Genomic DNA, 22,042 nt, shown 5'->3' with positions numbered 1-22,042 from the left:
CCCCTTACGCCGCTTTAGGCTGTTTTTCGTAAAGGAAATGCAATATTTGCTGGCGCAGGTGGTGATACCGACTGTCATCTGCCAGCTGTACGCGGTTGCGCGGGCGCGCAAGGTTAACGTCGAGAATTTCACCGACCGTCGCCGCCGGGCCATTCGTCATCATCAACACCCGGTCAGAAAGCAGTACCGCTTCATCGACGTCATGGGTTATCAGCACAATCGTGGTATTCAGCGCCTGCTGAATCTGCATTACCGAGTCCTGAAGATGTGCGCGGGTCAGCGCGTCCAGCGCACCAAACGGCTCATCCATCAACAGCACTTTCGGCTTCATCGCCAGCGCGCGGGCAATGCCGACGCGCTGCTTCATCCCGCCCGATATTTCCCCAGGACGTTTATGCAGCGCATGGCCCATCTGCACCCGCTCAAGGTTGTGAACGATCCAGTCGCGGCGTTCGGCTTTGCTCATGCTTTTCTGGAACACGTGATCCACCGCCAGCGCCACGTTGTCGAAGCAGGTTAACCACGGCAGCAGTGAGTGGTTCTGGAAAACGACGGCACGCTCCGGGCCCGGGCCCGCAATTTCTCGGTTATCGCAAATCAGGCCGCCTTCAGTCGGAAGCGTTATTCCGGCAATCAGATTAAGCAGCGTCGATTTACCGCAGCCGGAGTGGCCGATAAGGCTTATCGTTTCACCTTCGTGGATATCGAATGACACGTTTTGCAGCGCCAGAAATTCCCCGCTGGCGGTATGGAATCGTTGGCTGACAGCCTGAACCTGAATTAAGGGTTTCATCATGCGCTCCTTATTTATCCTGCCAGCTGAAACGGCGGGCGATCAGCATCAGCCCCTGCTCCAGCACCAGCCCGACCACGCCAATAATGACGATGGCAATGAGAATGTTTTCGACGTTGAGGTTGTTCCACTCATTCCAGATCCAGAAACCGATCCCCAGCCCGCCGGTGAGCATTTCGGCGGCAACGATCACCAGCCAGGCAATGCCGATTGAGAGACGCACGCCGGTTAGTACCGCTGGCAGCACCGCCGGGAAAAGGATCTTGCGCATTACCGTCCATTCTGAGAGCTGTAACACGCGCGCGACGTTGAGGTAGTCCTGTGGAATACGGCGCACGCCTTCCGCGGTATTGATAACCATCGGCCAGATCGAGCAGATAAAAATGGTCCAGCTGGACGCAGGCTCCGCTTTCTGGAACAGAAGGAGGCCAATCGGCAGCCAGGCAAGCGGACTTACCGGACGCAGCAGCGCAATCAGCGGCGAAAACATGCGGGAGAAAAAGACAAAGCGCCCGATCAAGAAGCCAAGGGGAATACCCACCAGCGCGGCGAGGCCAAATCCCACCGCCACGCGCTGAAGAGAGGCCAGCACATTCCAGCCCACGCCCACATCGTTTGGCCCATTGTTATAGAACGGGTCAGCAAACAGCGTCAGGGCGGAATCCAGCGTGCTGAGCGGCGTCGGGAAACCTTTGCTGTTAATGGCGGCGAGTTGCCAGGCCAGCACCAACAATCCCAGCCCCAACACCGCAGGAATGGTACGTTCGGCGATATTACGCAGCACGCGCCCCGCAGCAGGCGCGCGTCGGCGCACCTGCACCGGCGGCAGCGTAATCACCTCGCCCGGAACAGCCGCTGGTGCGGCAGCCGGTTTGACATTTTGCGTCTGTTTCATCTCAGGCTCCTCTACGTTGAATGGCAAAGCTGCGGGCATACCCTTCCGGGTCGCTACCGTTCCACACCGTACCGTCCATCAGTGTGCTGCTGCGTAACAGGCTGGAAGGCGGCGTAATGCCGCCGACCGCCTGTGCCGCGTCTTTCCAGATATCCGTACGGTTAATGCGTTGCGCGATGGCCCGATAATCGGGCTCCGTTTTGAGGAGTCCCCAGCGGCGAAACTGGGTTAAGAACCACATCCCGTCTGAGATCCACGGGAAGGTCACCTCGCCCTCAGCGTAAAAACGCATCGGATGCGCATCCTGCCAGCGACGGCCAATGCCGTTGTCGTATTCACCCAGCATACGGCCTGTGAGGTACTGCTCTTTGGTGTTCAGCCAGCCGCGACGCGAGAGGATCTGCGCGGTTTCACGTTTGTTTTCCGCTGACGCTTCAATCCAGCGGGCGGCGTCAATGAGCGCCGCGACCAGCGCGCGACTGGTGTTAGGGTTTTGCTCCACCCACTCGCGACGTGTGCCGAGCACTTTCTCCGGGTGCTCCGGCCAGATATCCTGCGTGGTGGCCGCCGTGAAGCCGATACGGTCGTTAATCGCCCGCGCATTCCACGGCTCGCCGACACAAAAGCCCACCATGTTGCCAATACGCATGTTCATCACCATCTGCGGCGGTGGAACCACTACGGTGCGCACATCGTCAAAGGGATGAATACCGCCGCTCGCCAGCCAGTAATAGAGCCACATGGCGTGAGTGCCGGTCGGGAAGGTGTGGGCGAAGGTATATGCGCCCGGCGCACTCTGACCTATCAGCTTTTTCAGCGCAGGAAGATCAGTCACCCCTTTCTCCTGCAACTCAGCAGAAAGCGTAATGGCCTGCCCGTTGCGGTTGAGTGTCATCAGGTTTGCCATCGCCTGCGGCTTACTGGCGATACCCAGTTCCAGCCCGTAAAGCAGACCATAGAGAATATGCGCCGCATCGAGTTCGCCATTGACCAGTTTGTCGCGTACCGCCGCCCAGCTCGCCTCTTTGCTGGGAACCAGCGTAATGCCGTACTTTTTGTCAAAGCCTTTCAGCGAGGCGATTGCCAGCGGTGCGCAATCGGTGAGCGGGATAAACCCCACTCTTACCGCCTCCAGCTCGGGCTTGTCCGAACCCGCCGCCCACGCCGAATGCATCAAACCCGGCAGCAACATCGCGCCCCCCAATGCCGCCCCGGCCTGCAATAATCGCCGACGAGAGAGTGAAAATGCATCGCCCATAGCTACTCCCACATGTAAAAAAAAAGCGCCCGGCAGTGCTTACGCACTGCGGGACGCCGTTATCCTGATGGTTTAAGGCCGCCGTTGGCCCGCTACCGATGATTTACAGGGGATAATGCAATTCAGATGCCAGGTCGTAAATGACCGCGAAATCAGCCCATGATGGCGGAGTTCTCGCCATCAATGCACTTTCAGCAGGCATACTCTGCTCGCGAAGAGTGCAATCAGGCAGAAAGATCGCGCTGCCAGAGTGCACTAACCGTTAACAGCGCGCGTGCCACTTCCACCATGCGCTGGTTTTTATCCATCGCCATTTTGCGCAGACAGTGCCATGCCTGCTCCTCATTCATTTGCTGATGCGCCATCAACACACTTTTCGCTTTATCGATCACTTTGCGCTCTTCAAGCATCTCTTTAAGCGACGCCAGTTGTCCGGTGAGCTGCTCCAGCTCTCGCGCCTGCTGGCGTACCAACGGTAGCAGTTGCCTGTCGAGGGTAAACAACAGGTTATCGCTGGCAGGATCGTCAAACGGGGCGGCGTGTTGGGCCTGCGCATCATCGTCGCGCAGCAGTTCCACGACCTCTGCAATCAAATCGCTTATCAGCGATTCCTCGAGGCTTCGCAGTTGCTCCAGACGCTGAGTTTGCAGGCTAAACCAGCGCAGCGCCGCCTCGCCGCCGTCGGGCGCAGGCTGGCGCGTGCAGGCAATGCGACGCAACTGTTCAATAGCGATTCCCGCCTGCCCGTGTTCATTGAACAACGTTCTTAATGTCTGGCTTGCCAGGCTTAAAAAGCCTTCAAAACAGGGCTGTTGGCCATCAATTCTGTCTACCAACTGCTGGCGAAGATCGTCGCTAAACTGCCCGAGCGTAAAGCCCAGCGCCCCCAGCGCACGTTCCTGCCCCACCAACTCCTTCCCCTGCATAAAGCTGTAAAGCGCGACAAGTCGCCCGACCAGTGCGGGGTTATCAATGGTGTCGTTAAGTTGGGGAATAATATTCAGCAGATGGCGTATCAACCGGCTATAGCGGGCGGTAGCGGTACTGGCATCCACACGTTGGGCATGAATAGCATGGCGCAAATCGGGCAACTGCTCCAGAGACCAGACGGCACTGGCGATGCGCTGACACAGCCCGGATGCTGCAGGTACCGCCTGCGGGTCAAGCAGCCGCAGGAATTCGCGCGCCCGCTCATCAACCAGCGCCGCACTGGCACGGCGTTCAGGTTCATATAAACGTCCCCCCGAACATAACCAGATGTTGGATGCGCCGCGTTCGCACTGTAACATGTGTACCAGATGGCTCAACTGGCTTACCAGCTGGCCCTGCTGCGCCAGCTGTTGAAGCTTACCTTTCTGAACCTGGCGCGCATAACGAAACCACTCGATTGCGCCGGGTGTCGTGTCAGCACGATTGATCATGCTCCCTCCCGGTAACGTCTCTTTTATTAACCGAAGCAATAAACGTGCCTTTTTGAAGGAGTAGAGATGCAACATATTGTGATCGTCGCTAACGGTGCTGCCTACGGCAGTGAATCCCTGTTCAACAGCCTGCGTCTGGCCATTGCCCTGCGCGAGCAACAGGGTGACCTCGACCTGAAACTTTTTTTGATGTCTGATGCGGTCACCGCCGGGTTACGCGGGCAAAAACCTGCGGAAGGTTACAATATTCAGCAAATGCTGGAGATCCTCACCGCGCAAAACGTCCCCGTAAAACTGTGCAAAACCTGCACCGATGGCCGTGGCATCACCGCGCTGCCGCTGATTGATGGAGTGGAAATTGGCACACTGGTCGAACTGGCCCAATGGACACTGGCCGCTGATAAAGTGCTGACTTTTTAAGCGTCCATTTAGTCGACTTTACTGAAATCATCGGCGATTGCCGCAGAATATTCCCGGCTGGCGCGCGTTATCTGGTTAATCACGCGCCAGGCTGAATGGTTTCAGGAAGATTCTCACTTTTGTTGAATCGTTCTCAGATTTGTTGATCGAAATCATCATCTTCCCCCTGCCTATTTGGTGTTATCAATGAGTGATTTGTGAACAACATCACATGCAGGATATCAGTCGCAGGGAGTGCATTCACAGAAAGATTCGGGGTTGAGATGGCGATGGTTAAGGCAAGTTTGACGTTATTTGGTGGGGATACGGTCGTGGTACGTTGCTCAGAGCGCTGCCATATTCATTTAATGAGCGCCAAAAGCAGCAACAGCGATATTCTGAGCGTACAAAACAGAGAGAGCGCCTATCTTACGGTGCCTTACAGCGGTACCTGGAATGTGTTAATTGACAGCCACAGCCAGTCGCTTGAACACTCAATCAGCTATGTTGCAGCCTGATTAAGCGCCCGGAAGCCGAAAACTTCCGGGCGTTTTTTATGCCAGACCCGGCTGTGGGTGGATCCCCAGCAAACCACGAACGTATTTAATCAATTCATTCAGCCCTTCATCAGGCATACCGAGTTTCTGTAACTCTTCATCCAGCGAGAAAAGATACTGCGCATTGGTTCCCAGCGGGCCGCTCGCCGCCGCAATTAACGGCGCGATAACCTGTACGCTGGTGTCTGCTTCGTACTGCGGGTGGCGTGGATCCATAATAAAGACCAGCGCGTTAACCGTGCGCCCGTCGTCGAGTTCCAGCTTACACCAAGTGGGCAAATAGCAACCGGTGATCATCTCGCGTTTCCACAGCAGCGAAAGCTCATCTTCAACCGTCGCCTCTGGCAACTGGTAAGCGATACCGGTGGTGCGCCCACCCTCTTTCAGCGCCAGCATGCGGCCAGGCTGGCAGGCCGTCCCGCGACCGGCGGTCAGGCGCAAACAAAATGCACGGTGCCAGCCGACAAGCGTACCTGTGCAGGAGTCGGTAAACTCCAGCGCCGGATTCCACATCAGCGAGCCATAGCCGAAAATCCACACCGGCCCGTCATCTGGCCGACACGCCAGCGTAGCGGCCAGGGATGCCGCGCGTTGCTCTGGAGACCAGAGCAGCGATTCCTCAATAGCGCCAAACGCTGTTGTACAATCCGCCTTCATTAAGAAATCACGTGTAATCACTCTCAACCTCCGCCACTACGTCACATCCGTGCGTATTATTCAGACCTCTGGTTTTGGCTAATAGCGAACCAGGCAAATTCTCATTTGCATTTGCCTTTCCCTGAGTTTTTATTGCTTAAATATTATCCAGCTTTATTAAACAATATGCAATTGCGCATCTGACGGCAAGAGTATTAAACCGCGACAAAGGGCTATAGGATAATCGTGCTATTGGCCTATTTCTTTTTATGCCATTTGTCATCATCCCCTTTTTCATAGTCATGTTTTACTGCGGCCCAGGCCACGCGATGCGCAGTCTCCTCGCGGGTGGCATCGTCCCGACGGTCTGATTTATCTTTGTATTGTTGCCACGCGCTGTTAAACGCTTCTTTGTAGATCTCCTGTGCGTGGGCTGGCAAAACATGTTGCACGCTATCGGGTAAATCAGATTTGCTGTTATAGGGCATATGTCCTCCTGTTAGTGGCTTCAGGATAAGTATGGCTCACTGCACCGCAAATAGAATTGAATTCAGATTATTACTCACCATAACAACATATCATATTGTTAATTAAAGGTTTAATTCACATAATAAGCATTTTCAATGACTCTAAACCAAAGTTATCAATCAGGGTAAATTTTAGTAAAAAATCGTTATATATAAGACAGGGTCTGTTAATTTATAGACTTATGCTGTGACGATTAGAAATATTCTAAGTATATAATTATAAACACCTGCACTAACGGAGATGGACATGACGCATGTACAAGAGGCGGTAAAAACCCGCCATAAGGAGACTTCTCTCATTTTCCCGGTTATTGCGCTGGCAATATTGTTCTTCTGGGGAAGTAGTCAATCATTGCCAGTCGTTGTCGGGATAAATATCCTGGCGCTTATCGGTATTCTCAGCAGCGCATTCAGCGTTGTTCGCCACGCCGACGTGCTGGCGCACCGCCTCGGCGAACCCTACGGTTCCCTCATCTTAAGTCTTTCCGTGGTCATTCTGGAGGTGAGCCTGATCTCCGCGCTAATGGCGACGGGCGATGCCGCCCCGACGCTGATGCGCGACACGCTCTACTCCATCATTATGATTGTTACTGGCGGCCTGGTAGGCTTCTCACTCTTGCTGGGCGGGCGCAAATTTGCAACGCAGTATGTCAATCTGTTCGGTATCAAACAGTATCTGATTGCCCTCTTCCCGCTGGCGATTATCGTACTGGTGTTCCCGATGGCGTTGCCTGAAGCGAACTTTACTATCGGTCAATCTCTGCTGGTGGCGCTGATTTCTGCCGCGATGTACGGCGTGTTCCTGCTGATTCAGACCAAAACGCACCAGAGCCTGTTTGTTTACGAACATGAAGACGATGGCGACGACGATGATCCGCATCACGGTAAACCATCTGCGCACAGCAACGCCTGGCACGCCGCCTGGCTGATTGTGCATCTGATTGCCGTCATTGCCGTCACTAAAATGAACGCTAACCCGCTGGAGACGCTGCTCACCACCCTGAATGCACCTGTGGCATTTACCGGTTTCCTGGTGGCGCTGTTAATTCTGTCGCCTGAGGGCCTGGGTGCACTGAAAGCAGTACTGAATAATCAGGTGCAGCGAGCGATGAACCTGTTCTTTGGTTCCGTACTGGCGACCATTTCACTGACCGTTCCGGTCGTGACGCTGATTGCCTGGATGACCGGTAATGAGCTGATGTTTGGTCTCGGCGCGCCGGAAATGATTGTGATGGTTGCGTCACTCGTACTGTGCCAGATCTCATTCTCCACCGGACGCACCAATGTGTTAAACGGAGCCGCACATCTGGCGCTGTTTGCTGCCTATCTGATGACCATATTCGCCTGATAATCGTGTCGGCAGCCGTAATTGCGAGCATCCGCGAGAATGCGACCGAAACGGCTGCAATTGATAACGAAAGTTCGGAAGACGTCACGCAGCGTTCGTATTTCGCCACTGAAGTGCACAAAGCAGACGACGTAGAATCCGCACCAAGCCGGAGTCTTCCGGTGAGGCGCAGTGTTGCGGGGGCTTGATCCCCGGCGGCATTGGTTGCTGGAAAGAGAAAACCCCCGCACATTGTAAGGTGTAAACCTGACAACATAACGGGGGCTAATCTTGAACCACAACAATTCAAGGATAGCCGCGAAACGTTGTCATGACAATAGGCGGCTATATGACGCTCGTGCAGTTTAGCGTGATGTTCTGGCACGACCTGGCAGCCCCAATTCTTGCGGGAATTATCACCGCAGCGATTGTCGGCTGGTGGCGTAACAGGAAGTAACGTGAAAGCGGGCGTCTGGCTGTCGTGATGACAACATGCGCCCGAAACGGGCCGCAGGGGTAATAGCCTGCGGCCTTTTTTGTGTCGCCGCGACAACAGTAAGATCACCAGTCTTCGTCATTACACAGTATGCCATCATGTATTCCTGCAATGATCTGCGCGATTTCAGCACGAATATGCTTCTCACTACGGCAAACAGATTCCAGCTCGTCACGAGCTTCTAAGCCATATTTACCCTCATTAAACTCAGCCACGCACTGTTTACGTAACGTCAGTGGGTCTAACCGCTCGAGATAAGGCAAAATAGCCTTCCCTTTACTCAGTAAGTAACAAGTAAACGACTCTCCGTTTCCTGCATCCATGCCTCTCCGCCAGCGAACAAGCTCGGCTAAAAACTGCAATGACAGAGGGCCGTTACCTTCGCCAATCACGGCCAAACCTAACTCACTTTCAACACCTTTTCCCTGCACGAGGGAATGCTCCGCGAACTCCAGCGTGCGCTTCTGATGTTCTGAAATTTCGGCCTGCAACACGAATGGTGTAAGCAATATACTTATTGCCAGAAATATTCTTATATTCAATAAATTATCCTCCCTGAATGATCGGAGTATACCGCCGTGAGTGCCATGTTTATAAACAGAAGAGGTTATCTCGTCGGATATCATCCACACAAATTGCGAGCGCCAACGGTAGCAACGACGAAATAAATGTAACTGGTGAAAAAAGGTCGGAAGATCTTTCTCATCGTATGTATTTTGAGAGTGAAGTGCGTGAAGCAGACGTCATAGAATCCGCACCAAGCCGGAATCTTCCGGTGAGGCGCAATGTTGCGGGGGCTTGATCCCCGGCGGCGTTGGTTGCTGGAAAGAGAAAACCCCCGCACGTTGTAAGGCGTAAACCTGACAACATTACGGGGGCTAATCTTGAACCAGAACAATTCAAGGATAGCCGCGAAACGTTGTCATGACAATAGGCGGCTATATGACGCTCGTGCAGTTTAGCGTGATGTTCTGGCACGACCTGGCAGCCCCAATTCTTGCGGGTATTATCACCGCAGCGATTGTCGGCTGGTGGCGTAACAGGAAGTAACGTGAAGGCGGGCGTCTGGCTGTCGTGATGACAACATGCGCCCGAAACAGGCCGCAGGGGTAATAGCCTGCGGCCTATTTTGTTAGTGCCAGGAACAAAAAAGCCTTACCGCATGACAGTAAGGCTTTGATAAAAAAGCAGTAACGTGAGATTACTTGCTGGTATCCAGCTCGTCGAACCCTTTCACCAGGTCGTCGATCGCTTTCATCTGCTTCAGGAAAGGTTCCAGTTTATCCAGCGGCAGCGCGGACGGGCCGTCGCAGCGAGCGTGGTCCGGATCCGGATGCGCTTCGATAAACAGACCGGCGATACCGACCGCCATACCGGCGCGCGCCAGTTCAGCAACCTGCGCACGGCGACCGCCAGAGGCTGCGCCAAACGGGTCGCGGCACTGCAGCGCATGAGTAACGTCGAAAATAACCGGAGAGTTATTGGACGCTTTTTTCATCACGCCAAAGCCCAGCATATCGACGACCAGGTTGTCGTAACCGAAGTTCGCGCCGCGATCGCAGAGGATCACTTTGTCGTTACCGCCTTCGATAAATTTATCGACGATGTTGCCCATCTGGCCAGGGCTTACGAACTGCGGTTTTTTGACGTTGATGACCGCACCCGTTTTCGCCATCGCTTCAACCAGATCGGTCTGGCGAGCGAGGAATGCAGGCAGCTGAATCACATCCACCACGTCGGCAACCGGCTGCGCCTGGCTGGCTTCGTGCACGTCGGTAATGATTTTTACGCCGAAGGTCTGTTTCAGTTCCTGGAAGATTTTCATCCCCTCTTCCAGGCCCGGGCCACGGTAAGAGTGAATGGAGGAACGGTTAGCTTTATCAAACGACGCTTTGAAGACGTATGGGATACCCAGTTTCTGGGTAACGGTAACGTAGTGTTCACAGATGCGCATTGCCAGGTCGCGCGATTCCAGCACGTTCATGCCGCCAAACAGCACGAACGGCAGGTCGTTTGCTACGTTGATATCACCAATACTGACCACTTTCTGTTTCATAAGATCGCCTTATTAGGGTAAATACTCCAGTTATCTCGGGATGCGTCCAGGCAGTCCTGCCAATAATGACGTCACATAATTGCCCGCGAGTATAACCGGAATCCCTGGATTTTAGTGAAGGGTAATTTGTTTCTGCGCGATAGTGTTTATCTGCGCGCGAATCATTTCGCTAATCGGATCTTCCGGGCACTGTTCGACAAAATAACTCAGGTCATTCAATGCAATATGCTCACATTCAAGCTGAGCATAGATAAGCCCGCGATCGCGAATTTCATACGGATCTTCCGGGTTAAATTGTAACAGCGCTTCACTGGTGCGCAGCGCCAGTTCCATCTGCTGTTCTTCCATTAATGCCGATTTCAGGGTATCGAGCAGTTTGCGGATCACTTCTGCGTTATCCGCTTCGTCGAGATCTTCATTAAACAGCTCTGCCATTGGGCTGATATTGCCTTTCAGCCACACTTCCAGCGTGTGTTCATCCAGCGTATCGCCATTAAACGGGTTGATAAGCCACAACTCTTCGTTGTCGACATCCGCACGCAGCAGCAGCTGCGTCGGGAAAATGACCGGCACCACGGGAATAGAGAGACGCTCGGCGAGCCAGAGCATAATCGCGCCAAGCGAGACGGCGCTGCCCTGGCGATTTTTAAGTACCTGATCCAGCCATAGCGCGTCCGAAAGACGGTAAACGCCTTTTGAATCGCTGAAATGCCATTCGTGGTAGAAGAGTTCAATCAGGCGTTCCATCTGCCGGGTCAGCGTCCAGGAGGGGCTGATCTCCTCCTGCGCCAGCGCCAGCAGGCACTCCAGTTGTTCATTTACGCGCTGTGTCGGGAAATCATCACGGATTAACTCTGACACCAGGACCATGCCCTCGCACAGTGGCGCTTTATTAAATTCAAAATCAGCCAATGACTTCATACCTTACCCCAACAACGGAACTTTAGTGATGGCGAGTTTAACGATGATGCACAACACCACCAGCCCCAGTAGAAAGGCAATAAAGCCTCGCTGCTGACTGCGCGGACAGCGACGTCCGAGCGCAACAAAACCCAAAACGATATAGATGATAACGCCAAACAGTTTCTCCGTCAGCCACGTACCTTGTGGGGTGAAGGGATAAACATGAGCGATAACCATCAGCGTGATACCGCTAAGCAGCAGCACGCTATCAATAGTGTGCGGTAATATACGCACCCAACGCAATTTCAGACGTGAATCATTATTCCACGTCCACCAGTAGCGTAGCGCAAAAAGCGAGACCGAAAAAATCGCGCTGACAACGTGTACCGGCAGAATGACGCTAAACAGGCTCATTGCGCGGCCCCCGGCCAGATGGCGAGCGTCAGACGATCGTTGCCGCCGTAATCTTTGCAGGTTTGCGCCTGAAGATAGCCCGCGCCGGTAAACAGCTGACGAACCGCGTCACCCTGCGTCCAGCCGTGCTCCAGCAGCATGAAGCCACCCGGCAACAACGCCTGTCGGCCTTCCCGGATAATATGTGCGAGATCGGCAAGCCCGTCATCGGCGGCAACCAGCGCCGTTTTTGGCTCGAAGCGGACGTCCCCCTGAGAGAGGTGCGGATCCTGCTCATCAATATAGGGAGGATTACTGACGACCATGGTGAACTGCCGCCCGGCCAGCGCGCTGAACCAGTCACTTTGCACAATGGAAACGTTGTCTATGCCCAGCGTTTGCGCGTTCTGCTGCGCCAGGGCGACGGCATCGGCGATAAAATCGACAGCCGTCACGCGGCAATCCGGTCTTTCACTGGCGATGGCCAGGGCTATCGCGCCGGTGCCGGTGCCTAAATCGAGGATCTCACAGGGCTCTGCAGGCAAACGTGCTAACGCCTGCTCGACCAGACATTCGGTGTCCGGGCGAGGGATCAGGGTGACCGGGGACACCGCCAGCGGCAGCGACCAGAATTCGCGCATGCCCACTAAATGCGCAATCGGTTCACCGCGTTCGCGGCGCGCCAGCAGCGTATCAAGGGGCGCCAGTTCGGCGGGCGTTAACACCGTTTCGTCAAACGCCATAATAAACGTTCGCGTTTTGCCGGTGACGTGCCCGAGCAAAATCTCGGCATCCCGGCGCGGGCTTTCGCTCTCCCGCAGCCGTTCAATTGCCTGTTTCAGCCACTGTTGGTAAGTCATCATTCCTGTTCAGATAGCGCCGCAAGCTGGTCAGCCTGGTATTCCTGAACGATTGGTTCGATCAGCATATCCAGCTTTCCTTCCATCACTTCATCCAGACGGTAGAGCGTCAGGTTGATGCGGTGATCGGTCACGCGCCCCTGCGGGAAGTTGTAGGTACGGTTACGGTCGCTACGATCGCCCGTACCCAGCAGGTTGCGACGCGTGGACGCTTCCGCCTGCTGGCGCTTAGCCATTTCAGCGGCACGAATGCGGGAACCCAGCACGGACAGCGCTTTGGCTTTGTTTTTGTGCTGCGAACGTTCGTCCTGACACTCCACCACAATACCGGTTGGCAAGTGGGTAATACGGATTGCCGAGTCGGTGGTGTTAACGTGCTGACCGCCCGCGCCGGAGGAACGGAAAGTATCGATACGCAGCTCTGACGGATTAATATCGGGCAGTTCGGCTTCCGGCAGCTCTGGCATCACCGCAACGGTACACGCCGAGGTGTGAATACGCCCCTGCGATTCCGTTGCCGGAACGCGCTGCACACGGTGTCCGCCGGATTCAAATTTCAGCCGGCCATACACGCCTTCGCCGCTGATTTTGGCGATCACTTCTTTGAACCCGCCATGCTCGCCTTCGTTGGCGCTCATGATTTCCACACGCCAGCGGCGCGCTTCTGCATAGCGGCTGTACATCCGGAAGAGATCCCCCGCAAACAGCGCAGCTTCGTCGCCGCCGGTGCCGGCGCGCACTTCAACGTAGGCATTGCGTTCGTCATCCGGGTCGCGCGGCAGCAGCAGAACCTGAAGCTGTTGTTCCAGCTCTTCTTCCCGCGCTTTGGCGTCCTGTAATTCTTCCTGCGCCATTTCGCGCATTTCCGGGTCGTCCAGCATCATCTGGGCGGTTTCGATATCGTCCTGAACCTGACGCCAGTCAGTGTAACAGCGTGAAACGTCGCTCAGCTGCGCGTACTCGCGCGACAGCGCCCGGAATCGCTCCTGATCGGAGATGGTCTCCGCATCGCCCAGCAGCGCCTGAACTTCTTCATGGCGCTCATACAGAGCTTCCAGTTTGGCAACAATAGAAGGCTTCATTGGCGTAAATGCACCTTGTAATAGAAAGAGTTGTGCTACTCCAGCCCGAGGCTGTTGCGCAGAATATGCAGGCGTTCGTCATCCCCGTCACGGGCGGCCTGCTGAAGAGATTTGGTTGGGGCGTGGATCAGGCGGTTGGTCAGCTTACGCGACAGGTCCTGCAAAATTGCCTGGGCGTCGCCGCCCTGCTCCAGCGCGGCAAGCGCTTTTGCGGTGAGCTCTTCACGCGCCATTTCGGCCTGTGAACGGTATTCGCGAATAACATCGCTGGCGCTTTGCGCGCGCAGCCAGGCCATAAATTCGCTGGTTTCCTGCTCAACAATGGTTTCAGCCTGCACCGCAGCGGCTTTGCGCTGGGCAAGGTTGTGCTGAATGATGTTTTGCAAATCATCCACGCTGTACAGATAGGCGTTCGCCAGTTTGCCCACTTCGGGCTCGACGTCACGCGGTACGGCGATATCCACCAGCAGCATCGGCTGATTACGGCGGGCTTTTAACGCGCGTTCGACCATCCCTTTACCGATAATCGGCAGCGGGCTGGCGGTAGAACTGATAATGATATCCGCTTCTTTTAAGCGCTCGTCTACATCGCTTAAGGCAATCACTTCCGCCCCCACTTCCTGCGCCAGCACCTGCGCACGTTCGCGGGTACGGTTGGCAATCAGCATTTTCTTGACGTGATGTTCACGCAGATGACGCGCCACCAGCTCGATGGTTTCGCCTGCGCCAACCAGCAGCACGGTAACGGTGGAAAGTGATTCGAAGATTTGTCGCGCCAGCGTACAGGCCGCAAACGCCACTGACACCGCGCTGGCCCCGATATCGGTTTCGGTTCGCACACGTTTGGCGACCGAGAATGATTTCTGGAACATACGCTCCAGTTCGCTGGCATGCAGATGCCCCTGCGCGGAATCCGCGAAGGCTTTTTTAACCTGCCCGAGAATTTGCGGCTCGCCCAGCACCAGCGAATCGAGGCCGCTGGCCACGCGCATCAGGTGGCTGACGGCATCATTATCCTGGTGCCAGTAGAGGCTTTCACGCAGCTCGGTTTCGTTCAACTGATGGTAGTCGCATAACCAGCGCACGATGGCGTCGTGAAGGTTGTCCTGTTCTTCCACACTCAGGTATAGCTCGGTGCGGTTACAGGTCGACAACACCACGCCCCCCTGCACCATTGGCTGAGCCAGCAGGCTCTGCAGCGCCTGGTCAAGCGTATCCGGCGAAAACGAAACGCGTTCTCGCAGCGCTACCGGGGCTGTTTTGTGGTTGATGCCAAGAGCTAAAAGGGTCATGTTGCGGGAGTAGTACCAGCGTTGATAAGGTTAGTCTGAGCGCATCATACAGGATGCGCGAGATCAATAAAAGAGACGCTCCCCTTTTGGAGTAGTGCCATCGCTCACCTTGTGTACAAACGGATAGCCAAGATAATTTAATGATTTAAGACAACTTGAGCGTAGACGCTGGTTCGCCGCGACGCTAGCATTAAGGGTTATAACTGCTACCTATCGCAAGGATTGTCATTATCATGACCCTGTCTGACTTTCGCCTGATTCGTCTGCTGCCGCTGGCAAGCCTCGTTCTAACCGCCTGTGTGACCACGCCACCGCAAGGGCCGGGGAAAAGCCCGGACTCGCCACAGTGGCGTGAGCATCAGCAGGAAATCCGCAAGCTGAACCAGTATCAAACCCGCGGTGCATTCGCGTATCTTTCTGATGAACAAAAAGTTTATGCGCGCTTCTTCTGGCAGCAGACCGGTCAGGATCATTACCGACTGCTGCTGACTAACCCACTGGGCAGCACCGAACTGTCGCTCACCGCGCAGCCGAGCTCGGCGCAGTTAGTCGATAATCAGGGCAAAACCTACACCGACGTGGACGGCGAAGAGATGATTGGCAAGCTCACCGGCATGCCAATTCCGCTTAACAGCCTGCGTCAGTGGATTTTAGGCCTGCCAGGCGACGCGACCGATTATAAACTCGACGATCAGTACCGTCTGCGCGAAGTGAATTACACGCAAAACGGCAAAACCTGGAAAGTGGTGTACGGCGGCTATAACGACCAGAAACCAGCGCTACCTGAGAATATGGAACTCACCGAAGGTTCCCAGCGCATCAAGCTGAAAATGGATAACTGGATCGTGAAATGATGACCCGTTGGCCCTCTCCCGCAAAGCTGAACCTGTTCTTATATATCACCGGGCAACGTGCCGACGGTTATCACGAGTTGCAGACGCTGTTTCAGTTTCTCGACTACGGCGATACCTTAACCATCGAACCGCGTCAGGATGGTCAACTACGCCTGTTAACGCCGCTTGAGGGCGTGCCGGATGAAGAGAATCTCATCATCCGCGCCGCGCGTCTGCTGGCGAAAACGGCGGCGCAAACGCACCGTCTGGCAGAAGGCAGCGGCGCTGATATCAGTATCGAAAAGCGGCTGCCGATGGGCGGCGGCCTCGGCGGTGGCTCTTCTAACGCCGCCACGGTGCTGGTGGCGTTGAATCACCTCTGGCAGTGTGGTTTATCGGAAGATGAGCTGGCCACGATTGGCTTAACGCTGGGCGCCGATGTGCCGGTCTTCGTTCGCGGCCACGCCGCCTTTGCCGAAGGCGTTGGCGAGCAGCTCACGCCCATCGATGTAGCTGAAAAATGGTACCTGGTTGTTCACCCTGGCGTCAGCATTCCCACGCCGGTGATTTTTAAGGATCCAGATTTGCCCCGGAATACGCCAAAAAGGTCAATAGACACGTTATTAAAATGTGAATTTGGCAATGATTGCGAGGTTATCGCAAGAAAACGTTTTCGCGAGGTTGATGAGGTGCTTTCCTGGCTGTTAGAATACGCGCCGTCGCGCCTGACTGGCACAGGGGCCTGTGTTTTTGCTGAATTTGACACAGAACTCGCTGCTCGTCAGGTGCTGGAGCAAGCCCCGGAATGGTTTAATGGCTTTGTGGCGAAGGGTGTCAACCTCTCTCCACTCCATCAATCCATGCTTTAGCCGGGCAAGCTGAGTTTCGGTGACAACGTCACCCTGTTCCAGACGTTGCATCGCGCTCTTTAATACACCGCCTGGGAAGAATATAGCCTGGCCCGCACAGTTTTTGGCTGATTCTTTCCACCAATGGACGCATGCCTGAGGTTCTTCTCGTGCCTGATATGAAGCTTTTTGCTGGTAACGCCACCCCGGAACTAGCACAACGTATTGCCAACCGCCTGTACACTTCTCTTGGCGACGCCGCTGTCGGTCGTTTTAGCGATGGTGAAGTCAGCGTACAAATTAACGAAAATGTACGCGGTGGTGATATTTTCATCATCCAGTCCACTTGTGCTCCCACCAACGACAACCTGATGGAATTGGTTGTTATGGTTGATGCTCTGCGTCGTGCTTCCGCAGGCCGTATCACAGCCGTTATCCCTTACTTTGGCTATGCCCGCCAGGACCGCCGTGTGCGTTCCGCGCGTGTGCCAATTACGGCAAAAGTTGTCGCTGACTTCCTGTCCAGCGTCGGCGTTGACCGCGTACTGACCGTTGACCTGCATGCTGAACAGATTCAGGGCTTCTTCGACGTACCGGTAGATAACGTATTCGGTAGCCCAATCCTGCTCGAAGATATGCTGCAACTGAATCTGGACAACCCGATTGTGGTTTCCCCGGATATCGGCGGCGTTGTTCGTGCTCGCGCCATCGCAAAACTGCTTAACGATACCGACATGGCTATCATCGACAAACGTCGTCCGCGTGCGAACGTTTCTCAGGTGATGCACATCATCGGTGACGTTGCTGGCCGTGACTGCGTTCTGGTTGACGACATGATCGATACCGGCGGCACTCTGTGCAAAGCAGCTGAAGCCCTGAAAGAGCGTGGTGCAAAACGCGTATTCGCTTACGCAACCCACCCGATCTTCTCTGGCAATGCGGTAAACAACCTGCGCAACTCAGTTATCGACGAAGTCGTCGTCTGCGATACCATCCCGCTGTCGGATGAAATCAAAGCGCTGCCTAACGTTCGTACACTGACGCTGTCCGGGATGTTGGCCGAAGCGATTCGTCGTATCAGCAACGAAGAATCCATTTCTGCCATGTTCGAACATTAATCGGACCTGGTTAAAAAACCCGCTGCGGCGGGTTTTTTTGTCTATAGTAACTATTTGTATGACCTATGCCTCCTTCACCTGCCATTCACATGACAGATGATGCGCTCACGGATGAAACATTATTGTGAATAAAATCTTCTCCTCACAGGTGATGCCTTTCCGCGCTCTCATCGACGCGTGCTGGAAAGAGAAGTACACCGTATCCCGCTTTACTCGCGATGTTATCGCCGGGATCACCGTCGGTATTATTGCTATCCCGCTGGCGATGGCGCTGGCGATCGGCAGCGGCGTCGCCCCACAGTACGGTCTGTATACGTCTGCCGTTGCGGGGATTGTAATCGCCCTCACCGGGGGCTCACGCTTTAGCGTCTCCGGGCCGACGGCCGCCTTTGTCGTTATTCTTTACCCTGTATCACAACAGTTTGGCCTTGCCGGGTTGCTGGTCGCCACGTTGATGTCCGGGGTATTTTTGATTCTTTTTGGCCTTGCGCGTTTTGGCCGCTTAATTGAATACATTCCCCTCTCCGTCACGCTGGGCTTTACCTCCGGTATTGGTATCACCATCGGGACAATGCAGATTAAAGACTTCCTTGGCCTGCAACTGACGCACGTGCCGGAACATTATCTGCAAAAAGTCGGCGCGCTGGTGATGGCGCTGCCGACCATCAATATGGGCGATGCAGCGATTGGTATCGTCACGCTCGGCACGCTTATTTTCTGGCCGCGCCTCGGCATTCGTCTGCCGGGCCACCTGCCCGCGCTGATTGCGGGCTGCGTGGTGATGTTTATCGTCAATATGCTCGGTGGTCACGTCGCCACCATTGGCTCTCAGTTCCACTATGTGCTGGCGGATGGCTCGCAGGGTAACGGTATCCCGCAACTGCTGCCGCAGCTGGTGCTGCCGTGGGATATGCCGGGTTCCGACTTCACGCTGAGCTGGGCATCGCTGCGCGCGCTGCTGCCCGCCGCGTTCTCGATGGCGATGCTGGGGGCGATTGAGTCGCTGCTCTGCGCCGTGGTGCTCGATGGCATGACCGGCACCAAACACAAAGCCAACAGCGAGCTGATTGGCCAGGGGCTGGGGAATATCGCCGCGCCGTTCTTTGGCGGCATCACCGCCACCGCTGCCATTGCCCGTTCCGCCGCCAACGTGCGAGCCGGGGCGACCTCACCCGTTTCTGCCGTTATCCACGCGATTCTGGTTATTCTGGCGCTGCTGATCCTCGCGCCGCTGCTCTCCTGGCTGCCGCTTTCAGCGATGGCTGCCCTGCTGCTGATGGTGGCGTGGAACATGAGTGAAGCGCATAAAGTGGTTAACCTGCTTCGCCGCGCGCCGAAAGATGACATCATCGTGATGCTTATCTGTATGTCGCTGACGGTGCTGTTCGACATGGTTATCGCTATCAGTGTGGGGATTGTGCTCGCATCGTTGCTGTTTATGCGTCGTATCGCGCAAATGACCCGTCTGTCTCCGGTCAATGTAGACGTACCCGATGATGTACTGGTACTTCGCGTGATCGGCCCGCTGTTCTTCGCCGCCGCCGAGAACCTGTTTACTGACCTTGAGTCACGCATCGAAGGCAAACGTATCGTGGTGCTGAAGTGGGATGCGGTACCGGTGCTGGATGCGGGCGGGTTGGATGCGTTCCAGCGCTTTGTGCGTAAGCTGCCGGAAGGATGCGAACTGCGGGTGTCGAACATGGAATTCCAGCCGCTGCGTACGATGGCACGCGCCGGAATCAAACCGATTCCCGGCCGCCTGACCTTCTTCCCGAATAAAGAAGCGGCGTTGGCCGATATCGAATAGCAAAATGGCTCCTTCGGGAGCCATTTTTTTTACATCAGATATCAGTGACTGGTGCGTTTGTCGCGGCGACAACGTTTATCATAGTGGCGTACCCACCAATATCTGTCGCAGACCTGTTCGTGTCCGCCGACACGCGCCCCGGCAAGCCAGAGGATTGCGCCGATAAAGATGCTTAACACCGCACCGTGCGCGAAAAACTGTGGCAAATTGAACTGTGGCAACTGGTTTAAAATAGAATAGCCGACGCCGACCACCATTACGACCAGGCCCAGACCCATGAGCACATTACCGAGTAACGAAGCGTTTTTACGTTTCATATGTCACCTCCGAGCTTTTGGGCTTAAGGGAAATATCCCTTCTCCTTGTGTGTAAAGTATAGACACCACTTTTGGCAATTTGTGCGATGGCGATCGCAATTACGAACATTAACGCAACAAAACTTTACATTTAAGTTACTGAATTACATCAAGTCCAAATGGTCACCCGATTGAACTATTCGGTTTTTGCCCCTTTGGGCGCTTATTTTTGTCAAGTGCGCGTTCACCACGTAAACTACGCGCCAGAAATACGACCTGTTCAGGAATAATAACGTGACGATTAAACTGATTGTCGGCCTGGCTAACCCCGGCGCAGAGTATGCTGCGACGCGCCATAACGCGGGTGCCTGGTATGTCGATTTGCTGGCGGAGCGCGCCCGTGCGCCGCTGAAAGAAGAAAGTAAATTTTTTGGCTACACCTCGCGCATTAATCTGGCAGGTGTTGATGTGCGCCTGCTGGTGCCAACCACCTTCATGAACCTGAGTGGTAAAGCGGTTGCCGCGCTGGCGACGTTCTATCGTATTAATCCGGATGAAATTCTGGTGGCGCACGATGAGCTCGACCTCCCGCCCGGTGTGGCGAAGTTTAAGCTTGGAGGTGGTCATGGCGGCCATAATGGGCTGAAAGACATCATCAGCAAATTGGGCAATAACCCCAATTTTCATCGCTTACGCATCGGAATCGGCCATCCGGGCGACAAAAACAAAGTTGTCGGTTTTGTTCTCGGAAAGCCGCAGGCATCTGAACAGAAGCTGATCGACGATGCGGTAGACGAAGCGGCGCGCTGTACGGAGGTTTGGCTGAAGGATGGCTTAACCAAAGCCACCAACCGTTTGCACGCCTTTAAGGCGCAATAACCGTTGAACAGCGGCATTTTTGCCGCATGCCGTGTATAATAGGCAGAGTTATTTACTTTTCTGATACCTGTTATCGCTAACAGGTTGATTATCAAAAGATTAAGGTGATTTAAACATGGGATTTAAATGCGGTATCGTCGGTTTGCCTAACGTGGGCAAATCCACCCTGTTCAATGCGCTCACAAAAGCAGGTATTGAAGCGGCGAACTTCCCGTTCTGTACCATCGAGCCGAACACCGGTGTTGTACCCATGCCCGACCCGCGTCTGGACCAGCTGGCTGAAATCGTTAAACCGCAGCGCATCCTGCCAACAACCATGGAATTCGTGGACATCGCAGGCCTGGTAAAAGGCGCATCAAAAGGTGAAGGTCTGGGTAACCAGTTCCTGACCAACATCCGCGAAACCGAAGCCATTGGCCACGTCGTTCGCTGCTTCGAAAACGACAATATTATCCACGTTTCTGGCAAAGTTGATCCGGCAGAAGATATCGACGTCATCAACACCGAACTGGCGCTCTCTGACCTTGATACCTGCGAACGCGCTATCCACCGCGTGCAGAAGAAAGCCAAAGGCGGCGACAAAGACGCGAAAGCTGAACTGGCTGCACTGGAAAAATGCCTGCCGCAGCTGGAAAACGCCGGTATGCTGCGTGCACTGGATCTCACTGAAGAAGACAAGGCCGCTATCCGCTACCTGAGCTTCCTTACCCTGAAGCCAACCATGTATATCGCGAACGTCAACGAAGACGGTTTCGAGAACAACCCATACCTGGACAAAGTACGCGAAATCGCCGCTGCCGAAGGTTCTGTGGTTGTTCCGGTGTGTGCTGCGGTTGAATCTGATATCGCCGAACTCGACGACGAAGAGCGTGACGAATTCATGCAGGAACTGGGCCTCGAAGAGCCAGGCCTGAACCGCGTGATCCGCGCGGGTTACGCCCTGCTGAATCTGCAAACCTACTTCACCGCTGGCGTGAAAGAAGTGCGTGCATGGACGATTCCTGTCGGCGCAACCGCACCGCAGGCTGCCGGTAAAATCCACACCGACTTTGAAAAAGGCTTCATTCGCGCCCAGACTATCGCGTTTGAAGACTTCATCACTTACAAAGGTGAACAAGGCGCGAAAGAAGCCGGTAAAATGCGTGCAGAAGGGAAAGATTACATCGTGAAAGATGGCGATGTGATGAACTTCTTGTTTAACGTCTAAGGTGCTTAGTCAGGCCAGTTGCTCTAATGAGCGCCTTGCCTGATGCGCTACGCTTATCAGGCCTGCATTATCTCTGCAATATATTGAATTTGCACGATTTTGTAGGCCGGATAAGGCGTTTACGCCGCATCCGGCATCAACAAAGGCAGATTCTCTGCA

25 protein-coding genes are annotated in these 22,042 nt (G+C 54.7%); 11 read left to right on the top strand and 14 right to left on the bottom strand.

Translation table 11 applies throughout. The features are described 5' to 3' along the window. Positions 1-4: 4 nt before the first annotated feature. The 4 genes from G163CM_RS04675 to nasR form a co-directional block, all read right to left on the bottom strand. Positions 5-793 carry an ABC transporter ATP-binding protein gene (locus tag G163CM_RS04675; protein WP_231828331.1) on the bottom strand — a complete coding sequence of 263 codons (789 nt, stop codon included), beginning with the start codon at positions 791-793 and terminating at the stop codon, positions 5-7. A 10-nt stretch (positions 794-803) separates the two neighbouring features. Further along, positions 804-1,688, bottom strand: coding sequence for a nitrate ABC transporter permease (gene ntrB, locus G163CM_RS04670; RefSeq protein WP_231827073.1), 885 nt, complete (start codon positions 1,686-1,688; stop codon positions 804-806). A 1-nt stretch (position 1,689) separates the two neighbouring features. Beyond that, positions 1,690-2,946: a CmpA/NrtA family ABC transporter substrate-binding protein gene (locus tag G163CM_RS04665; protein WP_231827072.1), complete on the bottom strand. Its 1,257-nt coding sequence runs from the start codon at positions 2,944-2,946 to the stop codon at positions 1,690-1,692. A 224-nt stretch (positions 2,947-3,170) separates the two neighbouring features. Then, positions 3,171-4,367, bottom strand: a complete 1,197-nt coding sequence (gene nasR / locus G163CM_RS04660) for a nitrate regulatory protein NasR (protein ID WP_231827071.1) — start codon at positions 4,365-4,367, stop codon at positions 3,171-3,173. Between the two features lie 66 nt (positions 4,368-4,433). On the opposite strand from nasR, the gene G163CM_RS04655 reads away from it, so the two are divergent. Together G163CM_RS04655 and G163CM_RS04650 are read left to right on the top strand one after the other, a co-directional pair. After that, positions 4,434-4,787: a DsrE/DsrF/TusD sulfur relay family protein gene (locus G163CM_RS04655; RefSeq protein ID WP_015964137.1), complete on the top strand. Its 354-nt coding sequence runs from the start codon at positions 4,434-4,436 to the stop codon at positions 4,785-4,787. A gap of 263 nt (positions 4,788-5,050) precedes the next feature. Further along, positions 5,051-5,284 carry a DUF1883 domain-containing protein gene (locus tag G163CM_RS04650; RefSeq protein WP_041686229.1) on the top strand — a complete coding sequence of 78 codons (234 nt, stop codon included), beginning with the start codon at positions 5,051-5,053 and terminating at the stop codon, positions 5,282-5,284. Between the two features lie 36 nt (positions 5,285-5,320). Here the strand turns inward: G163CM_RS04650 and G163CM_RS04645 are convergent, their stop codons facing one another. Together G163CM_RS04645 and chaB are read right to left on the bottom strand one after the other, a co-directional pair. Continuing rightward, positions 5,321-6,001, bottom strand: coding sequence for a gamma-glutamylcyclotransferase (locus tag G163CM_RS04645; RefSeq protein WP_231827070.1), 681 nt, complete (start codon positions 5,999-6,001; stop codon positions 5,321-5,323). A gap of 215 nt (positions 6,002-6,216) precedes the next feature. Next, positions 6,217-6,447, bottom strand: a complete 231-nt coding sequence (chaB, locus tag G163CM_RS04640) for a putative cation transport regulator ChaB (RefSeq protein WP_015964134.1) — start codon at positions 6,445-6,447, stop codon at positions 6,217-6,219. Between the two features lie 286 nt (positions 6,448-6,733). On the opposite strand from chaB, the gene chaA reads away from it, so the two are divergent. Together chaA and G163CM_RS04630 are read left to right on the top strand one after the other, a co-directional pair. Then, a complete protein-coding gene (gene chaA, locus G163CM_RS04635; protein WP_015964133.1) occupies positions 6,734-7,834 on the top strand; it encodes a sodium-potassium/proton antiporter ChaA in 1,101 nt (366 codons plus the stop codon). A 328-nt stretch (positions 7,835-8,162) separates the two neighbouring features. After that, the gene (locus G163CM_RS04630) at positions 8,163-8,270 is read left to right on the top strand and encodes a type I toxin-antitoxin system toxin Ldr family protein (protein ID WP_041686436.1); all 108 of its coding nucleotides are present in this window, start codon (positions 8,163-8,165) and stop codon (positions 8,268-8,270) included. A gap of 104 nt (positions 8,271-8,374) precedes the next feature. Here the strand turns inward: G163CM_RS04630 and G163CM_RS04625 are convergent, their stop codons facing one another. Continuing rightward, the gene (locus tag G163CM_RS04625) at positions 8,375-8,851 is read right to left on the bottom strand and encodes an Imm57 family immunity protein (RefSeq protein WP_231827069.1); all 477 of its coding nucleotides are present in this window, start codon (positions 8,849-8,851) and stop codon (positions 8,375-8,377) included. A gap of 400 nt (positions 8,852-9,251) precedes the next feature. On the opposite strand from G163CM_RS04625, the gene G163CM_RS04620 reads away from it, so the two are divergent. After that, on the top strand, positions 9,252-9,359 hold the full coding sequence (locus G163CM_RS04620; RefSeq protein ID WP_041686436.1) for a type I toxin-antitoxin system toxin Ldr family protein: 108 nt from the start codon (positions 9,252-9,254) through the stop codon (positions 9,357-9,359). A 151-nt stretch (positions 9,360-9,510) separates the two neighbouring features. Here the strand turns inward: G163CM_RS04620 and kdsA are convergent, their stop codons facing one another. The 6 genes from kdsA to hemA form a co-directional block, all read right to left on the bottom strand. Continuing rightward, positions 9,511-10,365, bottom strand: a complete 855-nt coding sequence (gene kdsA / locus G163CM_RS04615; RefSeq protein ID WP_015964131.1) for a 3-deoxy-8-phosphooctulonate synthase — start codon at positions 10,363-10,365, stop codon at positions 9,511-9,513. Positions 10,366-10,476: 111 nt separating this feature from the next. Continuing rightward, complete coding sequence (sirB1, locus tag G163CM_RS04610; RefSeq protein ID WP_015964130.1) at positions 10,477-11,286, bottom strand: invasion regulator SirB1; 810 nt, start codon at positions 11,284-11,286, stop codon at positions 10,477-10,479. Between the two features lie 3 nt (positions 11,287-11,289). Beyond that, positions 11,290-11,682 carry a SirB2 family protein gene (locus tag G163CM_RS04605; RefSeq protein ID WP_231827068.1) on the bottom strand — a complete coding sequence of 131 codons (393 nt, stop codon included), beginning with the start codon at positions 11,680-11,682 and terminating at the stop codon, positions 11,290-11,292. Then, positions 11,679-12,521 (bottom strand): peptide chain release factor N(5)-glutamine methyltransferase, encoded by an 843-nt coding sequence (prmC, locus tag G163CM_RS04600; protein WP_231828330.1) that lies wholly within the window; start codon positions 12,519-12,521, stop codon positions 11,679-11,681. Before prmC ends, G163CM_RS04605 begins: the two co-directional genes overlap by 4 nt. Beyond that, on the bottom strand, positions 12,521-13,603 hold the full coding sequence (gene prfA / locus G163CM_RS04595; protein WP_231827067.1) for a peptide chain release factor 1: 1,083 nt from the start codon (positions 13,601-13,603) through the stop codon (positions 12,521-12,523). Before prfA ends, prmC begins: the two co-directional genes overlap by 1 nt. A 35-nt stretch (positions 13,604-13,638) precedes the next feature. Further along, positions 13,639-14,895, bottom strand: a complete 1,257-nt coding sequence (gene hemA / locus G163CM_RS04590) for a glutamyl-tRNA reductase (protein ID WP_015964126.1) — start codon at positions 14,893-14,895, stop codon at positions 13,639-13,641. A gap of 233 nt (positions 14,896-15,128) precedes the next feature. Here hemA and lolB point away from each other — a divergent pair, with 233 nt between their 5' ends. The 4 genes from lolB (at position 15,129) to dauA (ending at position 19,501) form a co-directional block, all read left to right on the top strand. Continuing rightward, a complete protein-coding gene (gene lolB / locus G163CM_RS04585; protein WP_231827066.1) occupies positions 15,129-15,749 on the top strand; it encodes a lipoprotein insertase outer membrane protein LolB in 621 nt (206 codons plus the stop codon). Then, positions 15,746-16,597 (top strand): 4-(cytidine 5'-diphospho)-2-C-methyl-D-erythritol kinase, encoded by an 852-nt coding sequence (ispE, locus tag G163CM_RS04580; RefSeq protein WP_231827065.1) that lies wholly within the window; start codon positions 15,746-15,748, stop codon positions 16,595-16,597. Before lolB ends, ispE begins: the two co-directional genes overlap by 4 nt. A 149-nt stretch (positions 16,598-16,746) precedes the next feature. Then, positions 16,747-17,694: a ribose-phosphate diphosphokinase gene (prs, locus tag G163CM_RS04575; RefSeq protein ID WP_003856663.1), complete on the top strand. Its 948-nt coding sequence runs from the start codon at positions 16,747-16,749 to the stop codon at positions 17,692-17,694. A gap of 124 nt (positions 17,695-17,818) precedes the next feature. Beyond that, a complete protein-coding gene (gene dauA, locus G163CM_RS04570; RefSeq protein ID WP_231827064.1) occupies positions 17,819-19,501 on the top strand; it encodes a C4-dicarboxylic acid transporter DauA in 1,683 nt (560 codons plus the stop codon). A gap of 41 nt (positions 19,502-19,542) precedes the next feature. Here dauA and ychH read toward each other — a convergent pair whose 3' ends face one another. Further along, the gene (gene ychH / locus G163CM_RS04565; RefSeq protein WP_015964122.1) at positions 19,543-19,818 is read right to left on the bottom strand and encodes a stress-induced protein YchH; all 276 of its coding nucleotides are present in this window, start codon (positions 19,816-19,818) and stop codon (positions 19,543-19,545) included. A gap of 273 nt (positions 19,819-20,091) precedes the next feature. On the opposite strand from ychH, the gene pth reads away from it, so the two are divergent. Together pth and ychF are read left to right on the top strand one after the other, a co-directional pair. Beyond that, the gene (gene pth / locus G163CM_RS04560; RefSeq protein WP_231827063.1) at positions 20,092-20,676 is read left to right on the top strand and encodes an aminoacyl-tRNA hydrolase; all 585 of its coding nucleotides are present in this window, start codon (positions 20,092-20,094) and stop codon (positions 20,674-20,676) included. A 115-nt stretch (positions 20,677-20,791) separates the two neighbouring features. Beyond that, positions 20,792-21,883, top strand: a complete 1,092-nt coding sequence (ychF, locus tag G163CM_RS04555; RefSeq protein WP_015964120.1) for a redox-regulated ATPase YchF — start codon at positions 20,792-20,794, stop codon at positions 21,881-21,883. The last annotated feature ends 159 nt before the right edge of the window (positions 21,884-22,042 follow it).

It is taken from the genome of Pseudocitrobacter corydidari, assembly GCF_021172065.1.
Taxonomy (GTDB): domain Bacteria; phylum Pseudomonadota; class Gammaproteobacteria; order Enterobacterales; family Enterobacteriaceae; genus Pseudocitrobacter; species Pseudocitrobacter corydidari.
The sequence above is the reverse complement of the archived record's forward strand: the minus strand, read 5'-3'. Positions and strand labels throughout refer to the sequence as shown.

Coding starts and splice junctions, on each gene's coding strand:
- G163CM_RS04605 (WP_231827068.1), bottom strand. CDS start 11,682: ATGAGCCTGTTTAGCGTCATTCTGCCGGTACACGTTGTCAGCGCGATT.
- G163CM_RS04620 (WP_041686436.1), top strand. CDS start 9,252: ATGACGCTCGTGCAGTTTAGCGTGATGTTCTGGCACGACCTGGCAGCC.
- nasR (WP_231827071.1), bottom strand. CDS start 4,367: ATGATCAATCGTGCTGACACGACACCCGGCGCAATCGAGTGGTTTCGT.
- kdsA (WP_015964131.1), bottom strand. CDS start 10,365: ATGAAACAGAAAGTGGTCAGTATTGGTGATATCAACGTAGCAAACGAC.
- chaA (WP_015964133.1), top strand. CDS start 6,734: ATGACGCATGTACAAGAGGCGGTAAAAACCCGCCATAAGGAGACTTCT.
- prmC (WP_231828330.1), bottom strand. CDS start 12,521: ATGACTTACCAACAGTGGCTGAAACAGGCAATTGAACGGCTGCGGGAG.
- G163CM_RS04675 (WP_231828331.1), bottom strand. CDS start 793: ATGAAACCCTTAATTCAGGTTCAGGCTGTCAGCCAACGATTCCATACC.
- G163CM_RS04650 (WP_041686229.1), top strand. CDS start 5,051: ATGGCGATGGTTAAGGCAAGTTTGACGTTATTTGGTGGGGATACGGTC.
- ntrB (WP_231827073.1), bottom strand. CDS start 1,688: ATGAAACAGACGCAAAATGTCAAACCGGCTGCCGCACCAGCGGCTGTT.
- chaB (WP_015964134.1), bottom strand. CDS start 6,447: ATGCCCTATAACAGCAAATCTGATTTACCCGATAGCGTGCAACATGTT.
- G163CM_RS04655 (WP_015964137.1), top strand. CDS start 4,434: ATGCAACATATTGTGATCGTCGCTAACGGTGCTGCCTACGGCAGTGAA.
- prfA (WP_231827067.1), bottom strand. CDS start 13,603: ATGAAGCCTTCTATTGTTGCCAAACTGGAAGCTCTGTATGAGCGCCAT.
- G163CM_RS04665 (WP_231827072.1), bottom strand. CDS start 2,946: ATGGGCGATGCATTTTCACTCTCTCGTCGGCGATTATTGCAGGCCGGG.
- hemA (WP_015964126.1), bottom strand. CDS start 14,895: ATGACCCTTTTAGCTCTTGGCATCAACCACAAAACAGCCCCGGTAGCG.
- ychH (WP_015964122.1), bottom strand. CDS start 19,818: ATGAAACGTAAAAACGCTTCGTTACTCGGTAATGTGCTCATGGGTCTG.
- G163CM_RS04630 (WP_041686436.1), top strand. CDS start 8,163: ATGACGCTCGTGCAGTTTAGCGTGATGTTCTGGCACGACCTGGCAGCC.
- lolB (WP_231827066.1), top strand. CDS start 15,129: ATGACCCTGTCTGACTTTCGCCTGATTCGTCTGCTGCCGCTGGCAAGC.
- ychF (WP_015964120.1), top strand. CDS start 20,792: ATGGGATTTAAATGCGGTATCGTCGGTTTGCCTAACGTGGGCAAATCC.
- sirB1 (WP_015964130.1), bottom strand. CDS start 11,286: ATGAAGTCATTGGCTGATTTTGAATTTAATAAAGCGCCACTGTGCGAG.
- ispE (WP_231827065.1), top strand. CDS start 15,746: ATGATGACCCGTTGGCCCTCTCCCGCAAAGCTGAACCTGTTCTTATAT.